Origin of the sequence: Streptomyces blattellae (assembly GCF_009709555.1) — a bacterium.
Lineage (GTDB): Bacteria > Actinomycetota > Actinomycetes > Streptomycetales > Streptomycetaceae > Streptomyces > Streptomyces blattellae.
In genome coordinates this window covers 17583-44122 of the sequence record NZ_WJBG01000114.1, presented here as the reverse complement: position 1 = coordinate 44122, position 26540 = coordinate 17583, and the positions used below count along the sequence as shown (strand labels likewise).

The window sequence follows — 26540 nt, the reverse complement described above, 5'->3', positions numbered from 1 at the left end:
AGAAATGAACACAAGCCACACCGGCGGCTGGGCCAGGGCCGCCCGCGGACCGTGGGCCGTGGTCTGCGCGGTCGCGGCCGTCGTCCTGGGACCGGCCGCCGTCACGGCGTCGGCGCTCGACCAGGCCAACGCCGCCCCGATGCACCACGTGGTGAAGGCGGACCAGACGCAGGCGTACATCCCGTCCGACGCGGGACGCCGGCGTACCGGGGGGTGAGCCTTCAGCCCCGGAACCGTTCCCACAGCTTGGGATACCGCTCGGCCAGCGCCCGCTCGTTCTCGAAGTCGATCGGCGTGCCCTCGGGCTCCGGGGGCGCGGGCGGGATGCCGAGGTCCGGGGCGACGGTTCCGGTGAGCTGCTCGTAGGCCTCGTCGGCCGCGTAGCCCAGATCCTCGCCGTCGCCGTCGAGTTCCTCGTCGAAGTCGCCGAGCAGATCGGCGAGCGAGTCGGGGTCGTGCACGGCACCCTCGTACAGCTCGCGGCCCTGGCCGATCAGCCAGCACCGGAAGAAGTCGAACGCGTCGTCGCTCACGCCGTCGAGCAGTACCCAGGCGGCGCCCCACAGGCCCCAGGTGTACGCGCGGTTGTAGCGCGCCTCGAAGTGACGGGCGAAGTCCACGACCGACTCCGGGTCGAGCTGGAGGAGCCGCTCCACGAGCAGATCGGCCTGCTCCTCCGGGTCACCCTCGGCCGCCTCCCGGCTGGCGTCGACCAGCTCCCAGAACTCCGTCTCGTCCATCACGGGTCAAGCATCGTGCCTGAAGGGGTGGGGCGCACGTGGAGTGAGGCGGATTGTTATGGGCGGGGTGGTGTGGTGGCGTGGAGCGGGTCGGGATGCGGGGTGGGGCGGCGGGTCGACGGGGGGTGGCGTGCGGGGTGGTGTCATGGCGGGATGCGGACGGGATGCGGGGTGGTGTGGCGAGTCGGCGCGAGATGGCATACGGAGTGGTGCGGTGACTCGGTGCGGTGCGGCGGGTCGACGGGGGTACCGCGTCAGCGGGTGTACAGGGTCGTGAGGCGTGCTGCGTCCGCTGCGAACCGGGTACGGAGGGTCTCGGGTGCCAGTACCTCGGCCTCTGGGCCGAGTGCTGTCAGCTGGGTGTGGGCGACGTCTTCGGACTCCACGGGGAGGGTCACGGTCACCCGGCCGCCGGAGTCCGGGGCGTCCGCGTTCTCCAGCGCCTCCCGCGCGGCGAGCGGATCGACGGCGTGCGGCAGTCTGCGCACGCCGTCCGCGGACAGCCGTACGACGACCTCGGTGCGCAGGATGGACCGCGCGAACTGCTCCGCCCGCTCCTCCCAGAAGCCGGGCAGATCGAACTCCACGTCCCGGACGAAGCGCTCGGCACCCGCCGCGATGGACTGGAACCGGTCGATCCGGTAGACCCGGGGAGAGCCGTGCGGGGCGGCTCGCGCGCACAGGTACCAGACTCCGGCCTTCAGCACGAGTCCGTACGGCTCCAGCTCCCGCTCGACCACGTCCGCGTTCCTGCGGTAGCGGGCGGTGATCCGCCGGTCGTCCCACACCGCGTCCGCGACGGCCGGCAGCAGCTCGGGTGTCTCGGGCTCCGTGAACCAGTTCGGCGCGTCGAGATGGAACCGCTGGGCCGCCGTGCGGGAGGCGTCGCGCAGGGAGGGCAGCAGTGCCGCCGACACCTTCAGCCGCGCCGCGGAGGCCGCGTCCTCCAGCCCCATCTCCCTCAGCGCACCCGGCACGCCGGACAGGAACAGCGCCTCCGCCTCACTGCGGTGCAGGCCCGTCAGCCGCGTCCGGTACCCGCCGATCAGCCGGTATCCGCCGGCCCGCCCCCGATCCGCGTAGACCGGAACCCCCGCCTCCGACAACGCCTGCGCATCCCGCGTGACAGTCCGCTCGGACACCTCCAACTCCGTCGCCAGCTCGGCAGCGGTCATGGAGGGCCGGGACTGAAGCAGCAGCACCATTTTGATGAGACGGGCAGCGCGCATGGGTACATGGTGCCGGGGCAGCACCGAGAAGGCTCTCTCGCCCCCGCCGCCCTCACCCGTCCCGTCCCTGGGGGCTGCCGCCCCGGACCCCCGCTTCGGCCTGAACGGCCTCGGCCTCAGACTCAGACGCCGGACGGGCTGCGGAATCAGCCCGTCCGGCGCCGGGGGACAACCGCCTGTTGCTACAGGCCGTACCGCTCCCGCGCCTCCTTCACCGCCGTCGCCTTGACCTCGCCGCGGCGGGCCAGCTGGGCCAGTGCGGCCACGGCGACGGACTCGGCGTCGACGCCGAAGTGGCGGCGCGCGGCGTCCCGGGTGTCGGAGAGGCCGAAGCCGTCGGCGCCGAGGGAGGAGTAGTCCTGCTCGACCCACTGGGCGATCTGGTCGGGCACCTGGCGCATGTAGTCGGAGACCGCCAGCACCGGCCCCTCGGCACCCTGCAGCGCCTGACGGACGTACGGCACCCGCTCCTCGCCCCGCAGCACCGCCGCGTCCGCCTCCAGCGCGTCCCGCCGCAGCTCGCCCCATGACGTCGCCGACCACACGTCCGCGGCGACACCCCACTCCTCGGCGAGCAGCCGCTGCGCCTTCAGCGCCCAGTGGATCGCCGTACCGGAGCCCAGCAGCTGGATGCGCGGGGCGTTGGCGACCGGCGACAGACCCGCCGACTCCGCCGTGTTGAAGCGGTACAGGCCCTTGACGATGCCCTCGTCGATGCCGGGGCCGGACGGCTTGGCCGGCTGCGGGAGCGGCTCGTTGTAGACGGTGAGGTAGTAGAAGACGTTCGGGTCCTCGCCCGGCGCCGCCTCGCCGTACATGCGGCGCAGACCGTCCCGCACGATCGACGCCACCTCGTACGCGAACGCCGGGTCGTACGTCAGTGCCGCCGGGTTCGTCGCCGCGATGACGGGGGAGTGGCCGTCGGCGTGCTGCAGGCCCTCGCCCGTCAGCGTCGTACGACCGGCCGTCGCGCCGATCAGGAAGCCGCGGCCGAGCTGGTCGCCGAGCTGCCACATCTGGTCGGCCGTGCGCTGCCAGCCGAACATCGAGTAGAAGATGTAGAACGGGATCATCGCCTCGCCGTGCGTCGCGTACGACGTGGACGCGGCGATGAAGTCGGCCATCGAACCGGCCTCGGTGATCCCCTCGTTGAGGATCTGGCCGTTCTTCGCCTCCTTGTAGTACATCAGCTGGTCACGGTCGACCGGCTCGTACGTCTGGCCCTTCGGCGAGTAGATCCCGAGCGACGGGAAGAGGCTCTCCATGCCGAAGGTGCGCGCCTCGTCGGGGACGATCGGCACCCAGCGCCTGCCCGTCTCCTTGTCGCGGACCAGGTCCTTGACCAGGCGGACGAAGGCCATGGTCGTGGCCACGTTCTGGGAGCCGGAGCCCTTGTCGAAGGAGGCGAAGGCCTTCTCCGCGGGCGCGGGCAGCGGGGCCACCGGGTGCACACGACGGGCCGGGGCCGGGCCGCCCAGGGCCGCACGGCGCTCCTGGAGGTAGCGGACCTCGGGGGAGTCGGCGCCCGGGTGGCCGTAGGGCACCACGCCGTCGACGAAGTCGCAGTCCTTGATGGGCAGTTCGAGCAGGTCACGCATCGTCTTGAACTCGTCCACCGTCAGCTTCTTCATCTGGTGGTTGGCGTTCTTCGACGCGAAACCCGCTCCGAGGGTGTGGCCCTTGACCGTCTGGGCCAGGATCACGGTCGGCGCACCCTTGTGCTCCACGGCGGCCTTGTACGCGGCGTACACCTTGCGCGCCTCGTGACCACCGCGGGAGAGGTGGAAGATCTCCAGGATCTTGTCGTCGCTCAGCAGCTTCGCCATCTCGGCGAGCGCCGGGTCGGCGCCGAAGAAGTCCTGGCGGATGTAGGCGGCGTCGCGGGTCTGGTACGTCTGCACCTGCGCGTCCGGTACCTCGCGCAGCCGCCGTACCAGCGCTCCGGTCGTGTCGAGCTGGAACAGCTCGTCCCAGGCCGAACCCCACAGCGTCTTGATGACGTTCCAGCCGGCGCCGCGGAACTGCGCCTCCAGCTCCTGCACGATCTTGAAGTTCGCGCGGACCGGGCCGTCGAGGCGCTGCAGGTTGCAGTTGATGACGAAGGTGAGGTTATCCAGTTCCTCACGCGCGGCGAGCGCGAGCGCCGCCGTCGACTCCGGCTCGTCCATCTCGCCGTCGCCGAGGAAGGCCCAGACGTGGGAGGCGGAGACGTCCTTGATGGAGCGGTTGGTGAGATACCGGTTGAAGCGCGCCTGGTAGATGGCGGAGAGCGGGCCGAGGCCCATCGACACCGTCGGGAACTCCCACAGCCAGGGCAGCCGGCGCGGGTGCGGGTACGACGGGAGCCCGCTGCCGCCCGCCTCCCGGCGGAAGTTGTCGAGGTGGTGCTCGGTCAGCCGGCCGTCGAGGAAGGCGCGGGCGTAGATGCCGGGGGAGGCGTGGCCCTGGATGTAGAGCTGGTCGCCGGAGCCGTCGGCCTCCTTGCCCTTGAAGAAGTGATTGAAGCCCGTCTCGTACAGCCAGGCGGCGGAGGCGAAGGTGGCGATGTGGCCGCCGACGCCGTGTTTGCTGCCCCGGGTCACCATCGCGGCCGCGTTCCAGCGGTTCCACGCGGTGATACGGCGCTCCATCGCCTCGTCACCGGGCACGCTCGGCTCGGCGGCGGTCGGGATGGTGTTGACGTAGTCGGTCTCCAGCAGTTTGGGCAGCGCGATGCCGTTGCCCTCCGCGCGCTCCAGGGTGCGGCGCATCAGATACGCGGCACGGTGCGGCCCGGCAGCCTTGGTGACGGCGTCCAGCGAGGCCTGCCATTCGGCGGTCTCCTCGGGGTCGCGGTCCGGGAGCTGGTCGAGCTCGCTCGGCTGGATGGCGCTGGGGTCGGTCATGTCGCCGCCTTCCTCAGTCGAAGGGGGTTCCCTCATCGGCGAGGGTTCGGGGGTGCCCTTTGTCTTTGGCAGGACAGGGCTGAGGGCTTCGGTGGAAGCCCACCGACGACTGTAACTCTCTGATCGATGATCGATCAAAGGGTTGAGATGCAAAACCTCTTGATCACGAGAAAGTCGGCACGGGGTGCCTCCGGCAATGGCACGGGGTGACGCTCCGGGCGGGGATTCTCGCAGGTCGGAAAGGGTTCGAGCGAGCCGCTGCTCCGGTGTCCGAGGGGCCTCAGGGCCTCGGTGCGCAGCCCAGCACATGGGCCTTCACGATCTCGGCGATCCGCGGGTCCCGCCGCTGGAACGCCTCCACCAGCTCCTGGTGCTCCTCCGCGTACGACTGCTGCACCGTCCCCAGCCACCGGATCGACAGGGCCGTGAACACCTCGATGCCGAGCCCCTCCCAGGTGTGCAGCAGCACCGAGTTCCCGGCCGCCCGCACCAGCTCCCGGTGGAAGCCCACCGTGTGCCGCACCTGCGCGGTACCGTCCGACGCGGCGTCGGCGTCGTACAGCGCGGCGACATGCGGCTCCAGGGCCGAGCAGTCCTCCGCCAGCCGCTCCGCCGCCAGCTCGGCCGCGATCGCCTCCAGGCCGGCCCGGACCGGGTAGCTCTCCTCCAGGTCGGCGGCGGTCAGATTCCGCACCCGTACGCCCTTGTTGGGCGCCGACTCGATCAGCCGCAGCGACTCCAGCTCACGCAGCGCCTCCCGTACGGGCGTCTGGCTGACCTCCAGCTCGGTCGCGATCCGCCGCTCCACGATCCGCTCGCCCGGCTTCCAGCGCCCGCTGACGATCCCCTCCACGATGTGCTCGCGGATCTGTTCGCGCAGCGAGTGGACGACGGGCGCGGTCATGAGGGCTCCTTAAGGGCGTTTGACGTTTAGACAATAAGGCCGCCGACCGGTTCGGGAAGGGCGCACGGGGGCGCTTCCATGCAGGTGAGACGAGACTTACACGCCCCGCGGCCCCTCGATCTCGGTCAAGACCCGTACCGGATACGCCCGGAGGAGCCATCGCCGGGCGGCGCCCGGAAGCCCGGCCAGGTGGGGCGCAACGACGGTGCCCCCGCCCGGAAAGCTCCGGACGGGGGCACCGTACAAGCGATGTGGCTGGTTACAGGCCGAGCTCGACCTCGAACTCGCCCGCCTCCAGGATCGCCTTGACCGCGGTCAGGTAACGGGCCGCGTCGGCGCCGTCCACCAGCCGGTGGTCGTAGGAGAGGGTCAGGTAGGTCATGTCGCGGACGCCGATGACCGTGCCCTCCTCCGTCTCGATCACGGCCGGGCGCTTGACCGTGGCGCCGATGCCGAGGATCGCGACCTGGCCCGGCGGCACGATGATCGTGTCGAAGAGCGCACCGCGCGAACCGGTGTTGGAGATGGTGAAGGTCGCGCCCGACAGCTCGTCCGGCGTGATCTTGCTGGCCCGGACCTTGGCCGCCAGGTCGGCCGTGGCCTTGGCGATACCGGCGATGTTGAGGTCACCGGCGTTCTTGATGACCGGGGTCATCAGGCCCTTCTCGGAGTCCACCGCGATACCGATGTTCTCGGTGTCGAAGTAGGTGATGGTCCCCTCGGCCTCGTTGATCTTGGCGTTGATGGGCGCGTGGGCCTTCAGCGCCTGGGCCGCGGCCCGGACGAAGAACGGCATCGGGGAGAGTTTGACGCCCTCACGGGCCGCGAACGAGTCCTTGGCCCGGCCGCGCAGCTTCATCAGGCGGGTGACGTCGACCTCGACGACCGAGGACAGCTGCGCCTGCTCGTGCAGGGCCTTGACCATGTTGTCGCCGATGACCTTGCGGATGCGCGGCATCTTGACGGTCTGGCCACGGAGGGGGGAGACCTCCAGCGCCGGGGCCTTCCTGGCGGCGGCCGGGGCAGCCGCGGCGGGGGCCGGGGCAGCGGCGGCGGCCTTCGCGGCCTCGGCGGCGGCGATGACGTCCTGCTTGCGGATACGGCCGCCGACGCCGGTGCCCTTGACGGTGGCCAGATCGACGCCGTTCTCGGCGGCGAGCTTGCGCACCAGCGGGGTGACGTAGGCGCCCTCGTCGGTGGCCTGCGCGGCGGGAGCCGGGGCGGCCGGGGCGGGGGTGACCGGGGCCGGGGCGGCCGGCGCGGGGGTCGGAGCCGGAGCCGGAGCCGGGGCCGCGGGCTGGACCGGGGCCGGGGCGGCAGCGGCCGGAGCCGCGGGCGCGGCCGGGGCGGCCGGAGCCGGGGCGGCGGGGGCGGGGGCCGGAGCTGCCGGGGCCGGGGCTGCCGCCGGAGCGGCGCCCGCGACGCCGATGACGGCCAGCTTGGCGCCGACCTCGGCCGTCTCGTCCTCGCCGACCACGATCTCCAGCAGCGTGCCGGAGGTGGGCGCCGGGATCTCGGTGTCGACCTTGTCCGTCGACACCTCCAGCAGCGGCTCGTCGGCCTCGACGCTGTCACCGACCGACTTCAGCCAGCGGGTGACGGTGCCCTCGGTGACGGACTCGCCGAGCGCGGGCAGGACCACGTCCGTGCCCTCGGCGGAGCCGGCGCCCGCGGTGGCCTCGGCGGTGGGCGCCGGAGCCGGGGCGGCCTGCTCGGTGGACGGGGCAGCGGCCTGCGGAGCGGGCTCGGGAGCCGGCGGAGCGGCCACCTCCTCGACGGCCGGGGCCGGGGCGGCAGCAGGGGCGCCCGTGCCGTCGTCGATCACGGCCAGCTCGGCGCCGACCTCGACCGTCTCGTCCTCGGCGACCTTGATGGAGGCCAGGACGCCGGCGGCGGGGGAGGGGATCTCGGTGTCGACCTTGTCGGTGGAGACCTCGAGCAGCGGCTCGTCGGCCTCGACGCGCTCACCCTCGGCCTTCAGCCAGCGAGTGACAGTGCCCTCGGTGACGCTCTCGCCGAGCGCCGGAAGGGTTACGGAAACCGCCATGGTTTCGGTTGCTCCTTACGAATTGCGGAAGTCTGTGTCGTCGCTAAGACGCGGAGTCGCTTCGTCGACCGAGGGTCAGTCGTGCGCGTGCAGCGGCTTGCCGGCCAGGGCCAGGTGGGCCTCGCCGAGCGCCTCGTTCTGCGTCGGGTGGGCGTGGATGAGCTGGGCGACCTCGGCCGGCAGGGCCTCCCAGTTGTAGATCAGCTGGGCTTCGCCGACCTGCTCGCCCATGCGGTCGCCGACCATGTGGACGCCGACCACCGCACCGTCCTTGACCTGGACGAGCTTGATCTCGCCGGCGGTGTTGAGGATCTTGCTCTTGCCGTTGCCCGCCAGGTTGTACTTCAGAGCGACGACCTTGTCCGCGCCGTAGATCTCCTTGGCCTTGGCCTCGGTGATACCGACGGAGGCGACCTCCGGGTGGCAGTACGTCACCCGCGGCACACCGTCGTAGTCGATCGGGACGGTCTTCAGACCGGCCAGACGCTCCGCCACCAGGATGCCCTCGGCGAAACCGACGTGCGCGAGCTGGAGCGTCGGGACCAGGTCGCCGACGGCGGAGATGGTCGGGACGTTGGTCCGCATGTACTCGTCGACCAGGACGTAGCCGCGGTCCATGGCGACACCCTGCTCCTCGTAGCCGAGACCGGCGGAGACGGGGCCACGGCCCACCGCGACCAGCAGCACCTCGGCCTCGAACTCCTTGCCGTCGGCGAGGGTGACCTTGACACCGTTCGCGGTGTACTCGGCCTTCGAGAAGAAGGTGCCCAGGTTGAACTTGATGCCGCGCTTGCGGAACGCGCGCTCAAGAAGCTTGGAGGAGTTCTCGTCCTCGACCGGGACGAGGTGCTTCAGGCCCTCGATGACGGTGACGTCGGAGCCGAAGGACTTCCAGGCGGAGGCGAACTCGACGCCGATGACACCGCCGCCCAGGATGATCGCGGACTGCGGCACGCGGTCCAGGACGAGGGCGTGGTCGGAGGAGATGATCCGGTTGCCGTCGATCTCCAGGCCCGGCAGCGACTTCGGCACGGAGCCGGTCGCGAGGAGCACGTGGCGGCCCTGGACGCGCTGGCCGCCCACGTCGACGGAGGTCGGGGAGGAGAGCCGCCCCTCACCCTCGATGTACGTCACCTTGCGGGAGGCGACGAGCCCCTGGAGCCCCTTGTACAGACCGGCGATGACACCGTCCTTGTACTTGTGGACCCCGGCGATGTCGATGCCCTCGAAGCTGGCCTTGACACCGAACTGCTCGCTCTCGCGGGCCTGGTCGGCGATCTCGCCCGCGTGCAGCAGGGCCTTGGTGGGGATGCAGCCCCGGTGCAGGCAGGTGCCGCCGACCTTGTCCTTCTCGATCAGGGCGACGTCCAGGCCCAGCTGCGCCCCGCGCAGGGCCGCGGCGTAACCACCGCTACCACCGCCGAGGATCACTAGGTCGAAAACGGTGCTGGCGTCGTTCGCCACGTCACGTCCTCCATGCATGTGCGCCGTACGCCGGTCTGCGGTGACCGGCAGGCGGCTGGTGTCCGGCCGCTACTCTTCGGCCCTTCGGTGGGGGCCCTGTCCTGCCGTGCCCCATCTTCGCACCTGTCGGCACAGGACGAGACGCGGGGCCGGGGTGTGAGACACCACATCGGCACAGCACCGCGACGGGCCGCGGGGCTGTGCCGATGCGCGGCTCCGCGGCGGGGGGCGCGGCCGGCCCCGCGCCCCCGACAACCGGACTGGACCCAGCTCTTAAGCGGCCGTCACCCCAGATCACCCGCAGCCGTCAGCTCGGCCAGCCGCACCAGGGTCCGTACCGCCGACCCCGTGCCACCCTTGGGCGTGTAACCGAAGGGCCCCTGCTCATTGAAGGCCGGCCCCGCGATGTCGAGGTGCGCCCAGGTGATGCCCTCGCCGACGAACTCGCGCAGGAACAGACCGGCGACGAGCCCGCCGCCCATCCGCTCACCCATGTTCGCGATGTCAGCGGTAGGGGAGTCCATCCCCTTGCGCAGGTGCTCAGGCAACGGCATCGGCCACGCAGCCTCACCGACCTCCTCCGAGGCCTCGCACACCGCGGAGCGGAACGCCTCGTCGTTGGCCATCACACCGAACGTCCGGTTCCCCAGCGCCAGCACCATCGCCCCGGTCAGCGTCGCCACGTCGACGATCGCGTCCGGCTTCTCCTGCGACGCGGCCCACAGCGCGTCGGCCAGCACCAGCCGCCCCTCCGCGTCGGTGTTGAGCACCTCCACGGTCTTGCCGCTGTACATCCGCAGCACGTCACCCGGCCGCGTCGCGGAGCCGGACGGCATGTTCTCGGCCAGCGCCAGCCAGCCGGTGACATTGACTTCGAGCCCGAGGCGCGCGGCGGCGACGACGGCGCCGAAGACGGCCGCCGCACCGCTCATGTCGCACTTCATCGTCTCGTTGTGCCCGGCCGGCTTCAGCGAGATGCCGCCCGAGTCGTACGTGATGCCCTTGCCGACGAAGGCGAGGTGCTTCTTCGCCTTGGAGTGCGTGTACGACAGCTTGACCAGCCGGGGACCGGCGGCCGAACCGACGCCGACGCCGAGGATGCCGCCGTAGCCGCCCTTCTCCAGGGCCTTCACGTCGAGCACCTGCGCCTTGATGCCGTGCTCCTTGGCCGCGGTCTGGGCGACCGCGGCGAAGGACTCCGGGTTGAGGTCGTTCGGCGGGGTGTTGACCAGGTCGCGCGCGCGGTTCAGTTCCTCGGAGACGGCGGTGGCGCGCTCGACGGCCGCCTTGTACGCCTTGTCACGGGGCTTGCCGCCGAGCAGGGCGACCTCGGCGAGCGGCGCCTTGCCGTTTTTGCCGTTCCTGCCGTCCTTGCCGTTCTCCTTGTAGGCGTCGAAGGAGTACGCGCCCAGCAGCGCGCCCTCCGCGACGGCACCGGCGTCGGCGGCGTCCGTGAGCGGCAGGGCGAAGGCGGCCTTCTTGGCTCCGGCCAGGGCGCGGGCGGCCGTACCGGCGCCCTTGCGCAGCGCTTCGCCGTCGAACCGGGCGTCGTTCTCCGGCTCGGCGCCCAGGCCGACCGCCACCACGAGCGGTGCCTTGAAGCCCGACGGCGCGGGCAGCTTCGTCACCTCGCCCTCGGCACCGGAGGCACCGAGGGTCTCCAGGACGCCGGCGAGCCTGCCGTCGTAAGCCTTGTCCACGGCCTCGGCGCCCGGTGCGACGACGGGTCCCTTGGCGCCCTTGGCGACACCGATCACGATCGCGTCGGCCCGCAGGCCGGGCGCCGCGGCGGTGCTGAGAGTGAGAGCAGTCACGGTGGTGATATCTCGCTTCCGATGTGAAGTTGCTGTGGCCGATGGGGGTGGGTCGACCGGGCCCGTCGGCCGACCCTAGACCTGGCCTGAGGGTTCGGACTCATCCGGGGCCTTCACCCTGTCGGCGAACACCCGGGACCGAGCCTACGCGCGTATGCGCGCTCGCTCCGCCTGCGGGCGTTCACGTTCGGGGCGCACCGTCGTGCGTACACCGGCGGCATGAGGGGGTCAGCCCAGTGACAGAACGACGAGCGCCGCCGTCGCCGCCGTTTCCTCAAGCCCGCCGAACACATCACCGGTGACCCCGCCGAAGCGGCGGACACAGTGCCGTAGCAGAAGCTCGGCAGAGGAGAGGGCAAGGACGACGGCGGCGCCCGCTTGGACGGCCCCGTACGCGCCGAACGCCGTGCCCGCGCCCGCGGCCACCCCGGTGACCGTGAGGGCGGCCAGTACCGCCGCGCGCACCGGCACGACTCCGGCGACCGCGGCACCCAGCCCCTCCGGCCGCGCGGCGGGCACTCCGGCCCGCGCGGCCGTCGTGAGCGCCAGCCGGCCGACGGCCGCAGAGACGACGGCGGCGAAGGCACCCCGGGCCCAGGAGCCGTCGTAGGCCTCCGCCAGGGCGGCCACCTGGGCGAGGAGTACGAAGACGAGGGTGATCACGCCGAACGGCCCGATGTCCGACTGCTTCATGATCCGCAGCGCGTCCTCGGCCGGCTTCCCGCTGCCGAGCCCGTCGGCGGTGTCGGCGAGACCGTCGAGATGCAGCCCCCGGGTGAGTACGGCGGGCACGGCGACGGTGGCCACGGCGGCGAGCAGACTGCCGGCGCCGAGGAAAAGCAACAGGAGCCCGAGCGCGGCGCCGGCCCCGCCCACGACGACCCCGGCCGGCGGAGCGCACAGCATGCCGCCCCGCGCAGCCTCCCGGTCCCACCGCGTCACCTTCACGGGCAGCACGGTGAGCGTCCCGAAGGCGAAACGAACGCTGTGGAGACCCGGCCTGTTCGACATTCGCGCAGGCTATGCCACGACCCCGGACACCCCGCCGCCTCCTGTCACGGTGCCCTCAGCCCTGCCCGCACGACACCCCGCCCCAACGCGGGCAAACTGGATCATATGGGGAACTGGCTGGAGCGCAACATCATCGAACCGGGCAAGCTCCCCCTGCTCCTCGCCCTGACCGCCTTCGTCGTGACCTTCCTGGTCACCCGGCTCGTCACCCGGCTGATCCGCGCGGGCAAGGGGCCTTTCGGCAACATCGAGGCCGGCGGCGTACACATCCACCACGTGGTCCCCGGCGTCGTCCTCACCGTCATCGGCGGCTTCGGCGCGGTAGCCGGCGGCGACCGCGGCTTCGGCTCGGCTTCCGCCGCCGTGGTCTTCGGCATCGGCGCGGGCCTTCTCCTGGACGAGTTCGCGCTGATCCTCCACCTCGACGACGTCTACTGGACGGAAGCGGGCCGCAAGAGCGTGGAGGTCGTGGTGCTGACCGCCGCCCTGGTCGGCCTGGTCCTCGTCGGCTACGCGCCCTTCGGCGTCAACGACCTGGACGACGACGAGCTGCAGAACCGTGGCACCGTCATCGGCACCGTCCTCACGAACTTCGTCTGCTCGCTGCTCGCCCTGAGCAAGGGCAAGGTCCGCACCGCGATCTTCGGCGTCATCGTCCCGCTCATCGCCATCGTCGGGACGATCCGCCTGGCCCGCCCCGGCTCCCCCTGGGCCAAGCGCTTCTACCGCAGCCGCCCCCGCGCCCGCGCCAGGTCGCTGCGCCGCGCCTACCACCACGACCGCCGCTGGGCGGGCCCCAGCCGCCGGCTTCAGGACTGGATCGGCGGCAAGCCCGATCCGGTGGCACCGGCCCGCCCCCTCGACCGCCGTTGACGCACGCGGCGTCCCCCGCAGGGAGGGGTGACAGGTGCCCTGGGGGCACATTGCCGATCACGGCATATGGCCCGCCCCCTTTCCCCTACCCGCCCGGGCCCTTCTCGACCTCCCCCGCCGCCTCCGCCTCCTCAGCCTCCGCCTCCGCGCCCTTCTCCGGCAGTTCCGCCGCCAGCGCCGCCGCGGCCTGCACCAGGGGCAGCGCCAGCAGTGCGCCCGCCCCTTCGCCCACCGACACGCCCTGGTCGAGGAGGGGTTCCAGGGCCATCCGGTCGAGGGCCTTCGCCTGGCCCGGCTCACCGCTGCTGTGCGCGGCCAGCCACCAGTCCGGCGCCCGGAACGCGATCCGCTGGCCCACCAGCGCACAGGCGGCCGCCACGACCCCGTCCAGGATCACCGGCGTCTTCCGCACCGCGCTCTGCAGCAGGAACCCGGTCATGGCGGCGAGGTCGGCGCCGCCCACCGTCGCCAGCAGCTGCAACTGATCGCCGAGCACGGGCCGGGCCCGCCGCAACGCGTCGCGAATCGCCGCGCACTTCCGCATCCACGCGAGGTCGTCGATGGCGAGCCCCCCGCGTCCGGTCACGACCGACGCGTCGGTCCCGCACAACGCGGCGACCAGCACGCCCGCCGCCGTGGTCCCGCCGACGCTCACATCGCCGAGCACCACCAGATCCGTACCGGAGTCGGCCTCTTCGTCGGCCACCGCGACCCCGGCCCGGAACGCGGCCTCGGCTTCCTCCGCCGTCAGCGCGTCCTCGAAGTCGATGCGTCCGCTGCCCCGCCGTACCCGATGCCGTACGACCTCGTCGGGCAGCGTCTGCGGATCGCAGTCCAGCGCCATGTCCACGACCCGCACGGGAACGCCCAGCCGCCGGGCCAGGACGGAGACCGGCCGGCCGCCCTCCAGGACCTCCCGCACCAACGCCCCGGCGCTGCCCGCGGGCCGCGCGGAGACACCCAGTTCGGCGACCCCGTGGTCACCGGCGAACAGCACCACCCGCGGACGTTCGATCGGCCGCACCGGCACGGCGCTCTGCGCCGCCGCCAGCCACTCACCCAGGTCGTCGAGGCGGCCCAGCGCGCCGGGCGGCACGATCTGACGTTCCCGGCGCGACTCCGCGTCGCGGCGTACGCCGCCGTCGGGGCGCTCGATCAGATCGGTGAAGTCGTCGAGATTCAGCGAGCTCATTCGCCGAACAGTACCGGCCCGGATCGAACGGAACAGCGCCACATCGCCACCACGCGCACGCGACGTCGTTGCACCCAAGATCTCGATCCCATACGTTCCGTTTTGCCATGGAATGTCGTACGTCCCCTGGGGAGCCGCCCATGCCACCCGCACGCCGCGACGACTGCCCCTGGTGCGGTTCGAAACTGCTCCGCGCCCGTACGAGAGCCGTGGACGAGTGCCGGGGCTGCGCGCACGTCTTCCGCAATCCCCAACGCACCGCCGAGGACGCGCTGTTCGACCAGCTGCTCGGCGAGCACTCCAAGAGCTGTTCGCCGACGCGGCGTCATCACCGCTTGCTGGCCCGCGCGATGCTCCGCCTCCGCCCCGAACCGGAGAGCTGGCTGGACGTGGGCACGGGTGAGGCCCACTTCCCTCAGACGGCGAGGAAACTCTTCCCGTACACGTCCTTCGACGGTCTGGACCCCACTTCCCGGGTGGTGCGGGCACGGGCGGCGGAGCGCATCGAAGAGGCCTACGTGGGCAACCTGACGGACCCGGTCGTCACGACCCTGCTGCGCGCCCGCTACGACGTGGTGAGCCTCCTGCACCACCTGCAGCACAGACCCGAGCCCCGCGAGGAACTCCGTGCCGCGCTCACGGTCCTCCGCAAGGGCGGCCACCTGGTGATCGAGACGCCCGATCCGCAGTTCGCGTTCGCCACCGTGCTCGGCAAGCGGTGGCGCCCCCAGGCCGACCCGGCCCACTGCCACCTGCCCACCTGGGCCAACCTCCGCACGGAAGTGCAGTCCCAGGGCTGCACGATCATCTGGGCAGACCGCCGAACCCCCTTCTCCCGCACCTATCGCCTCATCGCCCACAAGGCCTGACCCATCACCCCCGCAACACCACCGCCTGCCCCGCCACCACCAGCAGGACCTGCTCGCACTCGCCCGCGAACGCCGCGTTCAAGCGCCCCAACGCGTCGCGGTACCGCCGCCCGGAGGCGGTGGCCGGCACGATCCCCGACCCCACCTCGTTCGACACGGCGACGACGGTCCGCCGAGCCGTCCGCACGGCCCCGGTCAGCTCCCGCACCCGTTCCCGCAAGGTCCGCTCACCCCCGTCGGCCCACACGGCGTCGTCCCACGCGCCGACGGAGTCCATCGCATCCGTCAGCCACAGCGACAGACAGTCGATCAGCAACGGCGGCCCGTCGGCCTGAAGCAGCGGCACCAGGTCACAGGTCTCCGCCGTGCGCCACGACCCGGGCCGCCGCTCCCGGTGCGCGGCCACCCGCGCGGCCCACTCGCTGTCCTCGTCCCGGGTGCCGCCGGTGGCCACGTACAGCACATCGGCAAAGGCCTCCAGCCGCCGCTCGGCCTCCACGGACTTCCCCGACCGCGCCCCGCCGAGCACCAGTGTCCGCCGCGGCACATCCGGTACGTCCTCGTACACCCCCACGACCAGCGTCGTCCCGTCCGGCACGGCCCGCGCCCCGGCCGCCGCGAGCCGCCGCCGCAACTCGGCCCCCGGCGGTACGTCGTGATCCAGATGTACGGCGATGACATCCGTCGTCGGCCCGACCGCCCCCACCGCCCGCAGCCGGGCCAACGCGTCCGGCCGCCCCACCACATCGGCGACGACCATGTCGTACGCCTCCCCGTCCCCGTCCCCGTCCTCCAGCCCGGCTGGCGCGCTGCCCGGCGGCACATACAGCAGCCGTTGCCCGTCCGGCCCCGTCACCGCATAGCCCGTACCGCCCGCGTCCATCGCCATGGCCCGCACCCGATGTCCCGTCAGCAACGCCAACTCCCGCCCGTCCGGCACCCGGGCCGGCCTCGGCACCCCGGCCGGCACCTCGACGGCCGGCCCGTCATGCGGATGCGAGAGCAGCACCTGCCGTACACCACCGAGCGACCGCCCGGCCCGCGCGGCGGCGAAGGCGGCGCCGGGTGTCAGGTCGATCAGCAGCGCCCCGTCCACGAGCAGCGCGGTCGCCGCCCGCGCATCGGAGCCGAGCGCGACGGCACAGGCCGCACAGGGGCAACTGGGGCGGGGCAGTCCCGCAGGGGCACCGGTGCCGAGCAGAGTCACGTCCACGAACTTGATTTTCGCCGGTCACTTGCGGTCACGCGAGAATTCGGGGGGCGACAAGCCCCCGCCGAGCCGCAGACGACCGACAACCGCATACGCTGCTCCTCCGTAACCGCTCAGACACGGGAGGCGCACATGGCCGTATGGACGTGGCGATTCGAGAAGGCCGACGGCGCGGAGGTCCAGCCCGCGGTGCAGCCCGAGGAGTTCACCACGCAGGGAGACGCCGAGTCCTGGATCGGGGAGTACTGGAAGGACCTGCTCGCCGGCGGTGCGGACCAGGTGCGGCTGTTCGAGGACGCCACGGAGATCTACGGCCCGATGAGCCTGCGTGCCGCTGAGGCATAGGACGCGGGGGAGGGGGCGGCCATGACCGGCCGCCCCCTCCTCACTGCTCACCCAGCGTCACATCCACCGTCTTCCCGGCGCCGTCGCGCGTGAACGTCACCGTCGTCTTGTCTCCCGGCTTCCGCGTGGCCAGCGACTCCGACAGCGAGGTGATGGTGGTGATGTCGGTGTCGCCGAGCTCGGTGATGATGTCCCCGGCCTCCAGGCCCGCCTTGTCGGCGGCCCCGCCGCTCGTCACCGCGACGACCGCGACCCCGGCGGCCTGGATGTCGTCGTCGACGACCGTGCGGCCGGTGATGCCGAGCGCGGCCCGGCCCGAGTCCGTCACCCTGCCGTCCTTGATGATCTGGTCGGCGACCGTCTTCACCATCGACGCGGGGATCGCGAACCCGATGCCGGGCGCGGCGGCGTCCCCGACGTTGGGGTCGGTGGCGGCGAGCGTCGGGATGCCGATGATCTCGCTGTCGAGGTTCACCAGGGCGCCGCCGCTGTTGCCGGGGTTGATGGCGGCCGACGTCTGCACCATGTTCGCGATGGTCGCGCCCGTACCGCCGCCGGCCTGCCCCTCGCTGACGGTCCGCCCGGTCGCCGACACGATCCCCTGCGTCACGCTCGACGACAGCCCGAGCGGCGAGCCCATCGCGAGGACGATCTGCCCCACCTCGACCTCCGAGGAGTCCCCGAACCTCGCGGCCTTGAGTCCGTCCGGTACGTCGTCCAGCTTGATGACGGCGAGATCCTGCTGCGGGTACGCGAAGACGAGCCTGGCGGTCAGCGCGTCCTCGCTGTCGGCGGTCGTCACCCGGAAGGTCTTCTCGTTCCCGACGACATGCGCGTTGGTGACGATGTGGCCCTGTCCGTCGTACACCACCCCGGAGCCCAGATCGCTCCTGGCCTGGATCTGCACGACCGACGGCAGGACGTCCTTGATCACCCTCGTGTAGTCGTCCTGCAACTCGCTGTCCACCGCCGGCACGGCGGCCTGCCCGGTCGTCTTCTTCGACCCCGACGACTGAGCGGACCCGGCGCCGGAACAGCCGGAGACCACCGCGAGGGAGCACACGAGCGCGGCGACGAGTGAGACGAGCCGCACGGCCCGCATACGGGAAGCGTCCATGTCCTGAGTCTCGCTTCGGGGTGAATGTCCGGCTCCCCCTGTTGACCCGAACGGGCGTGGCCGTACGCTGCGGTTGGGCAGCGCCCCGAAGGGGCGGGGGGCTGTGCTGAGTATGCGGCTCCGCCGCGCGGGCGCGACGAGCCACGACGGCGCCGCACACAACCGACAACACGTCGCGGCACTTCCTGGCGGAGCGGCTAAGCAGGTCCGCCGAAGTTCACTGCGGTTGCGAAGCGCCACGAAGGGGGCGCGGGGCTGTGTCGATGTGCGGCTCCGCCGCGATCGGGGTCCCCCCGGGTTCGAGCGAAGCCGAGAACTTGGGGGAGCGATCAGCCACGATGGCGCGGCAGACGACCGACGGCACATCGCGGCCCCGCGGCGGAGCCGCACATCGACACAGCCGGCGGAGCGCTTAGCCGCGCACCCCGCACATGTGCAGCAGGGCCGCGACATGCCGGTACGGATCCGTCCGCCCGGCCTGTTCCTCCGCGGCCAGCAGCGCGTCGATGTCGCCGGGGACCTCCGCCCCGTCCGCCGCGGTGTCCGTGAAGACCCGCACGCCGTACCACGCGTGCAGCGGCGCCCCGATCCCGGCCAGCGTGGCGGTCAGCGCGTCCAGCCGGTCCGCACGGACGTCGAGCCCGAGCCGGTTGCGGTAGGACACGGTGCCGAAGGCGCCCAGCGCGCCCGCCCAGTCGCCGGACAGTCCCGGCCGCATCGCCAGCGCGTCCGCGTTGCGCACCAGCAACGACAGCAGGCCGCCCGGGGCGAGCATCCGGGCCATCCCCGCCAGCAGGGGGTCGGGCTCGTCGATGTACATGAGCACGCCATGGCACAGCACCACGTCGAAGCTGCCCGGCAGGAAGTGCACCCCGGTGTCACGGCCGTCGCCCTGGACGATCCGCATCCGCTCCCGGATCCCCTCCGGCTCGGCGGACCGGGCCGCCCGCGCCGCGGAGATCATCTTCGGGTCCCGCTCGACCCCGGTCACCTGATGTCCGGCCCGAGCCAGCCGCAGCGCCTGCGTGCCCTGGCCCATCCCCACGTCGAGAATCCGCAGCCGCTGCCCGACCGGGAACCGGCCGGCTATCTGCTCGTCGAGCTGGCGGGCCACCAGCCCCTGCCGTACGACATCACGCAGCGCGCCCAGCCCGCTCAGCCAGGCATCCGCCGCGCCCCCCGAGAACGGAGCCGTGCCGGTCAGGGCCGCTCCCCGCGCTTGACCTGCGGCTTCGGCAGCCGGAGTCGGCGCATCTGGAGGGAGCGCATCAGCGCGTAGGCGACGGCACCGCGCTTGTTCTCGTCCGGGAAGCGCTCGTTCAGCTGCTTCTTCACGCGGTAGCCGGTGCCGATCGAGTCGAACACGATCAGCACGATCACGACGAGCCACAGCAGCAGCGCGGTGGTCTGCAGCGAGCCCACCTGCACCAGGCTCAGCATGAGGATGACCACGGCCATCGGCAGGAAGAACTCCGCGACGTTGAAGCGCGAGTCGATGAAGTCCCGCGCGTACTTGCGCACCGGCCCCTTGTCACGCGCGGGCAGATAGCGCTCGTCACCGCCGGCCAGCGCCTGGCGCTGCTTGTCCAGGGCGGCACGGCGCTCCTCGCGCTGACGCTTGGCGGCGTCCTTGCGGGTCATCGACGTATTGGCGACGCTGCGGCGCTGGGACTGGGCCTCACTCCGCTTGGGAGTGGGCCTGCCCTTCGGGGCCTGCGGGTCACGGGTCTGCTTGGAGTCGGTCAGCGACGCCTGGACGGCGCTCGCGGCCTTCTCTTCCTTGGCACGGCTACGGAACACAAAACCCAAGGGTACGGGGTAATCAAGAGGTGCGGGGCCGTAGGCCCCTCTAAATAAGGGTGGTGGTGGGAGACGGGCGGGCATGGACCCCAGCCCCGCGGGGAACGATCCCGCAACACCAGTCGTATTAGTGGGGACAGAGTCGGGGACAGAAGGGGCGCTGCTCTCAGGGGTCACCTACTCCCTACGCCGGAGCGGGGCCGAAGGCAGTCGTCCTTGCGGAGGAGCGCATCCGTCCCCGAACAGTGCGGTAATGGAAGCAGGGCCCGTACTGTGGGTTCTGTCGCAGGAGCTGGAGCTGTAGTCCGTCAGAAGGGGGCGCGCGAAGCCCATGAGCGGTGTCATGAAGCGTATGGGGATGATCTTCCGCGCGAAGGCGAACAAGGCCCTTGACCGGGCCGAGGACCCGCGCGAAACCCTCGATTACTCGTACCAGAAGCAGCTGGAGCTGCTCCAGAAGGTCCGCCGCGGTGTCGCCGACGTGGCGACCTCGCGCAAGCGGCTGGAGTTGCAGCTCAACCAGCTCCAGTCGCAGTCCACCAAGCTGGAGGACCAGGGCCGCAAGGCGCTCGCCCTCGGCCGCGAGGACCTGGCGCGCGAAGCGCTGTCCCGCCGCGCCGCCCTCCAGCAGCAGGTGACGGACCTTGAGACGCAGCACGCGACCCTCCAGGGCGAGGAGGAGAAGCTCACCCTCGCGGCCCAGCGTCTCCAGGCCAAGGTCGACGCCTTCCGCACGAAGAAGGAGACCATCAAGGCCACCTACACCGCCGCCCAGGCCCAGACCCGTATCGGCGAGGCCTTCTCCGGCATCTCCGAGGAGATGGGCGACGTCGGCATGGCCATCCAGCGTGCCGAGGACAAGACCGCGCAGCTCCAGGCCCGCGCCGGCGCCATCGACGAACTGCTCGCCTCCGGTGCCCTCGACGACCAGTCCGGGATGCACAAGGACGACCTCCAGGCCGAGCTGGACCGCCTCTCCGGTGGTACGGATGTAGAGCTGGAACTGCAGCGCATGAAGGCGGAGCTGTCCGGAGGCTCCTCGTCGCAGCAGGCGATCGAGGGCGGCAAGGAGCAGTCGCAGTCCCAGCAGGAGCCGCAGGACACGCCACGCTTCGACAAGCAGTAATCGCCATACGGAGGGCGACATGATCGTACGGATCATGGGGGAGGGGCAGGTGAGGCTGGCCGACAGCCACTTCACCGAGCTGAACAAGCTGGACGACGAACTCCTGGAAGAAATGGAGAACGGCGACGGCGCAGGCTTCCGCACCACTCTCCACGCTCTCCTCGAAAAGGTCCGTGAACTGGGCGAGCCCCTGCCGGACGACTCCCTGGAACCCTCGGAACTGATCCTCCCGTCCCCGGACGCGACACTGGAGGAGGTCCGGGAGATGCTCAGCGACGACGGCTTGATCCCGAGCTGAACCATCCCGGTGCGCGGGTCTGGGGGCGGCAGGCTCCCAGGACGTACTGTTGACTGCCGTGAGCACCATCATTCGCGCCCGGCAGTGGCTGACCACCCACCCGCTGGCGCTGGACGCGGCGCTCGCCGCCGCGGTGCTCACCTGCATGGTGGCCGCCTCCTTCGTGGACCCGAGGGGCAAGGACGGCATCACCTGGAGCCTGAACACCCCCGACGACCTCAGCCTGGTCCTCATGACGTTCGGCGCCGCGGCCCTGGTCTTCCGCCGCCGCGCCCCCATGACGGTCCTCGCCGTCACCGGCACCCTCTCGCTCATCGAGTCCGTCACCGGCGACCCGCGTGCCCCCGTCGCCATGTCCGCGGTCATCGCGCTCTACACCGTCGCCGCCCGCACCGACCGGCACACCACATGGCGCGTCGGCCTGCTCACCATGATCGTGCTGACCGGTTCCGCCATGCTCGCCGGTCCGCTCCCCTGGTACGCCCAGGACAACCTCGGCGTCTTCGCCTGGATCGGCATCGGCGCCACGGCCGGCGACGCGGTCCGCAGCCGCCGCGCCGCTGTGCACGCCATCCGCGAGCGCGCCGAGAAGGCCGAGCGCACCCGCGAGGAGGAGGCCCGCCGCCGGGTCGCCGAGGAGCGGCTGCGGATCGCCCGGGACCTGCATGACGTGGTCGCCCACCACATCGCGCTGGTCAATGTGCAGGCCGGGGTCGCCACCCACGTCATGGACAAGCGGCCCGACCAGGCCAAGGAGGCCCTGGCCCACGTACGCGAGGCCAGCCGCTCCGCGCTCAACGAACTCCGCGCCACCGTCGGCCTGTTGCGGCAGTCCGACGACCCCGAGGCGCCGACCGAGCCCGCGCCGGGCCTGGTCCGGCTCGATGAACTGCTCGGCACCTTCCGCAGCGCGGGACTGCAGGTCGAGGTCGCCTGCACCGACCACGGCAGCACGCTGCCCGCCGCCGTCGACCTGGCCGCCTACCGCGTCATCCAGGAAGCCCTGACCAATGTGCGGAAACACGCCGGCGCCGAGGCCAAGGCCGAGGTCAGCGTCGTACGCGTGGGACCGAACGTCGAGATCACGGTGCTCGACGACGGCGTCGGGGAGGACGACCTCCCCGACGCCGGCGGGGGGCACGGGCTGATCGGGATGAGGGAGCGGGTCACGGCCCTTCGCGGAACCCTCACGACCGGTCCCCGGTACGGCGGCGGTTTCCGGGTACATGCGATCCTGCCGGTCACGACCCGCACCAGCCCAGCGAAGGACTCCGTATGAGCATCCGTGTCCTGCTCGCCGACGACCAGGCGCTGCTCCGCAGCGCCTTTCGTGTGCTCGTCGACTCCGAGCCCGACATGGAGGTGGTCGGTGAGGCGTCCGACGGCGCGGAGGCGGTGCGGCTGGCCAGGGAAGAACGCGCCGACGTCGTCCTGATGGACATCCGCATGCCGGGTACGGACGGACTCGCGGCCACCCGCATGATCGGCACCGACCCGAGCCTCGCGCATGTCCGGGTGGTGATCCTGACGACGTTCGAGGTCGACGACTACGTGGTGCAGTCGTTGCGCGCGGGCGCCTCCGGCTTCCTCGGCAAGGGCTCCGAACCCGATGAACTCCTCAACGCGATCCGGATCGCGGCCGGCGGGGAGGCGCTGCTGTCCCCGGCCGCCACCAAGGGCCTGATCGCCCGCTTCCTCGCCCAGGGCGACGCGGCGGACGACGACCGCGACCCCGCCCGCACCGATCGCCTCGACGCGCTCACCGTCCGGGAGCGCGAGGTGCTGGTGCAGGTCGCCGGCGGCCATTCCAACGACGAGATCGCCGAACGCCTCGAAGTCAGCCCGCTGACCGTGAAGACGCACGTCAACCGGGCCATGGCCAAACTCGGCGCACGGGACCGGGCGCAGCTCGTGGTGATCGCGTACGAGTCGGGGCTGGTACGTCCGAAGGTGGACTGAGCTCCGCCCGCCGGTGAAGAAGCGCGAGGCGACGCCGCCCTCGCAGCCGATGCCGCCGCGGTTCCCGCGTTACGTATCCTGTGGCCCGAACTGCTTTACGGGGGAGGGGATCCGGGCGTGCCGCTGCACAGGGACGACCCCAGATCGGTCGGCGGCTACAAGCTGGTCGACCGGCTCGGGGCCGGGGGCATGGGCGTCGTCTACTGGGGCAGATCGCGCTCGGGCCGAGACGTCGCGGTCAAGGTGGTGCACGCCCAGTACGCCGAGGACCGGGTCTTCCGCGCCCGCTTCCGGCAGGAGATCGAGGCCGTCCGCAAGGTGAGCGGCGCCTTCACCGCACCGGTCGTGGACGCCGACCCGGAGGCGGCACGGCCCTGGATGGCGACCCAGTACGTGCCGGGCAGCTCCCTCGCCCAGCGCATCCGCGACCACGGCGCGCTGCGGGGCACCGAACTCCGGCGGCTGGCCCTGGGGTTGGTGGAGGCGCTGCGGGACATCCACCGGGCGGGCGTCGTGCACCGCGACCTCAAGCCCGCCAACGTCCTGATGGCCGAGGACGGCCCCCGCGTCATCGACTTCGGCATCTCCCGCGCGGTGGAGAACCACGCCACCCTGACCGAGACCGGCCAGATGATCGGCACTCCGCCGTTCATGTCCCCGGAACAGTTCACCGATGCCCGCAAGGTCGGCCCGGAGTCGGACATCTTCTCGCTCGGGGCGCTGCTGGTGTACGCCGTCACCGGGCGGGGCCCCTTCGACGCGGACAGCCCCTACCTGACGGCGTACCGGGTGGTCCACGACCAGCCGGTGCTGGACGGCGTGGTCGGTCCGCTGCGCACGGTCCTGGAACGCTGCCTGGCCAAGGAGACCGCGGACCGGCCCGAACTCGACGACCTGGCATACCAGTTCGCGCAGGCTCTGCCGGAGCAGGCGGCTGTCGACCCGGACACCATGTCCCTGCGCCTGACCGAGCCGCCGCCCACGCCGGACACAGGCATCGGCCCCGCCGGCCCCGGCCCCGCGGCCACCGCCGGCCCCGGCCCCGCGGCCACCGCCGGCCCCGGCCCCGCGGCCACCGCCGGCCCCGGCCGCCGCCGTGGCCGTACCCGGCCGCTGCTCGCCGCGACCGGCACGATCGGTGCCGCCGTCCTCGGGCTGACGGCCTATCTGCTGCTCGGACCCGGATGGGCGGACAGCGGGGGCGAGGCCACGCTGCCCAGCGGCTGGAAGCCCTGGCAGACGACGGTGTTCGAGACCGCCGCGAGCGGTGTGAAGAAGGCACCGGCCGCCGACGGGAACCAGAACGGGCCGGACTGTGAGGTGGTCGAGAGCGCCGTCTACTGCGTGGGTGACGGTGTCCTTCCGGTACGCCTGGACAGGCTGACCGGCGACACCGTCTGGCGCGCGGACGCGGTGCCGATCGGCGACGAGAGTGCGTCGTACTCCATCACGCTCCTGGGCGTCCGGGACGGCGCGATGCTCATCCAGCAGACCTCCTTCAGCGAAGCCGACGAGAACGACACCACCGTCACCGCCCTCGACGTCACGACCGGCGAGCGGCTGTGGCGCCGTCCGATCAAAGAGGACTACGCCGACGTGATCCTCTCCGGCGATCTGGTCGTCATGCCGGACGACACCCGCTCGGTGACTGCCCGGTCCCCGCGCACCGGCGCCGTGCGGTGGACGGCACGGCTGCCCGCCGACCACTACTGCGCGTTCACGGAAGCGGGCGCGGACCTGTATCTGCAGTGCGCCGCGGAGAACGATCTCCGGAAGCTGCTGCTTCTGCGGCTGGACCGCGCGGACGGCTCGGCGCGACGGCTGACCGTGCCGGACACGGCCGGCGCTCTCGTCGGTGCCTTCGACGGGCGGCTGCTCCTCCTGGAGCCGACGGCGAACGAGGAGGGAGACCTGCTGGTCGGCGAGGACGCGCCGTACGCGCGGATCCGGCTGGTGGATCCTGTCACCGGTGCGAGCAGCACGACGAAGCTGGCCGAGGAGTACGCGGGGCAGGTGACGCTGGCGAACGGCACGCTGTGGTTCGCCACCTCCAGCGGCCAGGTGATCGCCGTCTCGCCCCGGACGGGCAAGCCGCTGTGGCAGACCCCCACCAGCCTGGAACAACCGGGCGCGGTCACCTTCGACCCGCGGGCCCGCACCGTGTACCTGGCCAGCAACAGCGGCCGGGTGGCTGCCCTCGACGCAGGCAAGGGCACGCTGCTGTGGGACATCCTTCCGCGGGCCGAGCGGGTGACGGACTCCTTCACCGGGCCCGAGGTGTTCCTCCAGGGCGGCGCTCTGGTCGTCGCCACCCCCGACGGCACCGTCTTCACCCTCGACCCCGCTCACCCCGACCGGACACCCGTACCGGGGTGAGCGCGCCGCACGCGGCGCCTACGGCAGCGCCAGCATCCGCTCCAGCGCCAGCTTCGCGAACGCCTCTGTCTCCTTGTCGACCTCGATGCGGTTGACGAGGTTGCCCTCGGCCAGGGACTCCAGGGCCCAGACCAGGTGGGGGAGGTCGATGCGGTTCATGGTCGAGCAGAAGCAGACCGTCTTGTCGAGGAAGACGATCTCCTTGTCCTCGGGCGCGAAGCGGTTCGCCAGACGGCGGACCAGGTTCAGCTCCGTGCCGATGGCCCACTTGGAGCCGGCGGGCGCCGCCTCCAGCGCCTTGATGATGTACTCGGTCGAACCGACGTAGTCCGCCGCGGCGACGACCTCGTGCTTGCACTCGGGGTGGACGAGGACGTTGACGTCGGGGATGCGCTCGCGCACGTCGTTCACCGAGTCCAGGCTGAAGCGTCCGTGCACCGAGCAGTGGCCGCGCCAGAGGATCATCCGCGCGTCGCGCAGTTGCTCCGCCGTCAGCCCGCCGTTCGGCTTGTGCGGGTTGTAGACCACGCAGTCGTCGAGGGACATGCCCAGGTCCCGCACCGCGGTGTTGCGGCCGAGGTGCTGGTCGGGCAGGAAGAGGACCTTCGTCGCATGGGGCTCGCCCTGCCCGAAGGCCCATTCCAGGGCCCGCTGGGCGTTCGAGGACGTGCAGATCGTGCCGCCGTGCTTGCCCGTGAACGCCTTGATGTCCGCCGAGGAGTTCATGTACGAGACGGGTACGACCTGCTCGGCCACCCCGGCCTCGGTCAGCACGTCCCAGCACTCGGCGACCTGCTCGGCCGTCGCCATGTCGGCCATGGAGCACCCGGCGGCGAGGTCCGGCAGGACCACCTTCTGCTCGTCGGACGTCAGGATGTCCGCCGACTCGGCCATGAAGTGCACACCGCAGAACACGATGTACTCGGCTTCGGGGCGTGCCGCCGCGTCCCGGGCCAGCTTGAAGGAGTCACCCGTGACATCGGCGAACTGGATGACCTCGTCGCGCTGGTAGTGGTGGCCGAGCACGAAGACCTTGTCCCCGAGCTTCGCCTTGGCCGCGCGGGCACGCTCCACCAGGTCCGGGTCGGACGGCGAGGGCAGGTCGCCGGGACACTCGACGCCGCGCTCGCTCCTCGGGTCGGCCTCACGGCCGAGGAGCAGCAGGGCGAGGGGCGTCGGCTGTACGTCGAGCTCCTGGGTCTGGGCGGTGGTCACGACACGCACCCTTTCTGTTCTGCAAGCGACTTCTCGTCGATTTGACGCTATCTATCATAACTGCTT

23 protein-coding genes are annotated in these 26540 nt (G+C 71.6%); 9 read left to right on the top strand and 14 right to left on the bottom strand.

Annotation, left to right across the window (positions count from 1 at the left end):
- Nucleotides 1-4: 4 nt before the first annotated feature.
- Nucleotides 5-217: a hypothetical protein gene (locus tag GFH49_RS07560; RefSeq protein ID WP_155055008.1), complete on the top strand. Its 213-nt coding sequence runs from the start codon at nt 5-7 to the stop codon at nt 215-217.
- Between the two features lie 4 nt (nt 218-221).
- On the opposite strand, the gene GFH49_RS07555 is transcribed toward GFH49_RS07560, so the two are convergent.
- From GFH49_RS07555 to GFH49_RS07520, 8 genes are all read right to left on the bottom strand, one after another.
- On the bottom strand, nt 222-740 hold the full coding sequence (locus tag GFH49_RS07555; protein ID WP_155055109.1) for a DUF4240 domain-containing protein: 519 nt from the start codon (nt 738-740) through the stop codon (nt 222-224).
- 254 nt (nt 741-994) lie between these two features.
- The gene (locus GFH49_RS07550; RefSeq protein WP_155055007.1) at nt 995-1969 is read right to left on the bottom strand and encodes a helix-turn-helix transcriptional regulator; all 975 of its coding nucleotides are present in this window, start codon (nt 1967-1969) and stop codon (nt 995-997) included.
- 182 nt (nt 1970-2151) lie between these two features.
- Nucleotides 2152-4854 carry a pyruvate dehydrogenase (acetyl-transferring), homodimeric type gene (gene aceE, locus GFH49_RS07545; protein WP_155055006.1) on the bottom strand — a complete coding sequence of 901 codons (2703 nt, stop codon included), beginning with the start codon at nt 4852-4854 and terminating at the stop codon, nt 2152-2154.
- Between the two features lie 280 nt (nt 4855-5134).
- Nucleotides 5135-5758: a GntR family transcriptional regulator gene (locus tag GFH49_RS07540; RefSeq protein ID WP_155055005.1), complete on the bottom strand. Its 624-nt coding sequence runs from the start codon at nt 5756-5758 to the stop codon at nt 5135-5137.
- Between the two features lie 259 nt (nt 5759-6017).
- A complete protein-coding gene (gene sucB / locus GFH49_RS07535; protein WP_155055004.1) occupies nt 6018-7805 on the bottom strand; it encodes a 2-oxoglutarate dehydrogenase, E2 component, dihydrolipoamide succinyltransferase in 1788 nt (595 codons plus the stop codon).
- Between the two features lie 75 nt (nt 7806-7880).
- Nucleotides 7881-9269 (bottom strand): dihydrolipoyl dehydrogenase, encoded by a 1389-nt coding sequence (gene lpdA, locus GFH49_RS07530; protein ID WP_196217888.1) that lies wholly within the window; start codon nt 9267-9269, stop codon nt 7881-7883.
- Between the two features lie 284 nt (nt 9270-9553).
- On the bottom strand, nt 9554-11083 hold the full coding sequence (locus tag GFH49_RS07525; protein WP_155055002.1) for a leucyl aminopeptidase: 1530 nt from the start codon (nt 11081-11083) through the stop codon (nt 9554-9556).
- A gap of 228 nt (nt 11084-11311) precedes the next feature.
- On the bottom strand, nt 11312-12094 hold the full coding sequence (locus tag GFH49_RS07520; RefSeq protein WP_155055001.1) for an adenosylcobinamide-GDP ribazoletransferase: 783 nt from the start codon (nt 12092-12094) through the stop codon (nt 11312-11314).
- A gap of 105 nt (nt 12095-12199) precedes the next feature.
- On the opposite strand from GFH49_RS07520, the gene GFH49_RS07515 reads away from it, so the two are divergent.
- Nucleotides 12200-12967, top strand: coding sequence for a hypothetical protein (locus GFH49_RS07515; protein ID WP_155055000.1), 768 nt, complete (start codon nt 12200-12202; stop codon nt 12965-12967).
- Between the two features lie 85 nt (nt 12968-13052).
- Here GFH49_RS07515 and cobT read toward each other — a convergent pair whose 3' ends face one another.
- Complete coding sequence (gene cobT, locus GFH49_RS07510) at nt 13053-14159, bottom strand: nicotinate-nucleotide--dimethylbenzimidazole phosphoribosyltransferase (RefSeq protein ID WP_155054999.1); 1107 nt, start codon at nt 14157-14159, stop codon at nt 13053-13055.
- A gap of 140 nt (nt 14160-14299) precedes the next feature.
- Between cobT and GFH49_RS07505 the strand changes: the two genes are divergently transcribed.
- Nucleotides 14300-15028, top strand: coding sequence for a class I SAM-dependent methyltransferase (locus GFH49_RS07505; protein ID WP_155054998.1), 729 nt, complete (start codon nt 14300-14302; stop codon nt 15026-15028).
- Nucleotides 15029-15032: 4 nt separating this feature from the next.
- Here the strand turns inward: GFH49_RS07505 and GFH49_RS07500 are convergent, their stop codons facing one another.
- The gene (locus GFH49_RS07500) at nt 15033-16241 is read right to left on the bottom strand and encodes a bifunctional adenosylcobinamide kinase/adenosylcobinamide-phosphate guanylyltransferase (protein WP_155054997.1); all 1209 of its coding nucleotides are present in this window, start codon (nt 16239-16241) and stop codon (nt 15033-15035) included.
- Between the two features lie 129 nt (nt 16242-16370).
- Between GFH49_RS07500 and GFH49_RS07495 the strand changes: the two genes are divergently transcribed.
- Nucleotides 16371-16583: a hypothetical protein gene (locus tag GFH49_RS07495; protein WP_155054996.1), complete on the top strand. Its 213-nt coding sequence runs from the start codon at nt 16371-16373 to the stop codon at nt 16581-16583.
- A 40-nt stretch (nt 16584-16623) separates the two neighbouring features.
- On the opposite strand, the gene GFH49_RS07490 is transcribed toward GFH49_RS07495, so the two are convergent.
- The 3 genes from GFH49_RS07490 to GFH49_RS07480 form a co-directional block, all read right to left on the bottom strand.
- Complete coding sequence (locus GFH49_RS07490; RefSeq protein ID WP_155054995.1) at nt 16624-17700, bottom strand: S1C family serine protease; 1077 nt, start codon at nt 17698-17700, stop codon at nt 16624-16626.
- A 412-nt stretch (nt 17701-18112) separates the two neighbouring features.
- Nucleotides 18113-18814, bottom strand: a complete 702-nt coding sequence (locus GFH49_RS07485) for a class I SAM-dependent methyltransferase (protein ID WP_155054994.1) — start codon at nt 18812-18814, stop codon at nt 18113-18115.
- Nucleotides 18815-18900: 86 nt separating this feature from the next.
- Nucleotides 18901-19584, bottom strand: a complete 684-nt coding sequence (locus GFH49_RS07480; RefSeq protein WP_196217887.1) for a DUF3043 domain-containing protein — start codon at nt 19582-19584, stop codon at nt 18901-18903.
- A 259-nt stretch (nt 19585-19843) separates the two neighbouring features.
- Between GFH49_RS07480 and GFH49_RS07475 the strand changes: the two genes are divergently transcribed.
- From GFH49_RS07475 to GFH49_RS07455, 5 genes are all read left to right on the top strand, one after another.
- Entirely contained in the window at nt 19844-20626 is a 783-nt protein-coding gene (locus GFH49_RS07475; RefSeq protein WP_230396201.1) for a PspA/IM30 family protein, read from the top strand.
- A gap of 19 nt (nt 20627-20645) precedes the next feature.
- Nucleotides 20646-20924 (top strand): PspA-associated protein PspAA, encoded by a 279-nt coding sequence (pspAA, locus tag GFH49_RS07470; protein WP_155054991.1) that lies wholly within the window; start codon nt 20646-20648, stop codon nt 20922-20924.
- 58 nt (nt 20925-20982) lie between these two features.
- Complete coding sequence (locus tag GFH49_RS07465) at nt 20983-22203, top strand: sensor histidine kinase (protein ID WP_155054990.1); 1221 nt, start codon at nt 20983-20985, stop codon at nt 22201-22203.
- Nucleotides 22200-22883 (top strand): response regulator, encoded by a 684-nt coding sequence (locus tag GFH49_RS07460; RefSeq protein WP_155054989.1) that lies wholly within the window; start codon nt 22200-22202, stop codon nt 22881-22883. The genes GFH49_RS07465 and GFH49_RS07460 overlap by 4 nt, the downstream gene beginning before the upstream one ends.
- A gap of 117 nt (nt 22884-23000) precedes the next feature.
- Nucleotides 23001-25259: a serine/threonine-protein kinase gene (locus GFH49_RS07455; RefSeq protein WP_155054988.1), complete on the top strand. Its 2259-nt coding sequence runs from the start codon at nt 23001-23003 to the stop codon at nt 25257-25259.
- An 18-nt stretch (nt 25260-25277) separates the two neighbouring features.
- On the opposite strand, the gene nadA is transcribed toward GFH49_RS07455, so the two are convergent.
- Nucleotides 25278-26474: a quinolinate synthase NadA gene (gene nadA / locus GFH49_RS07450; protein ID WP_155054987.1), complete on the bottom strand. Its 1197-nt coding sequence runs from the start codon at nt 26472-26474 to the stop codon at nt 25278-25280.
- Nucleotides 26475-26540 lie beyond the last annotated feature (66 nt).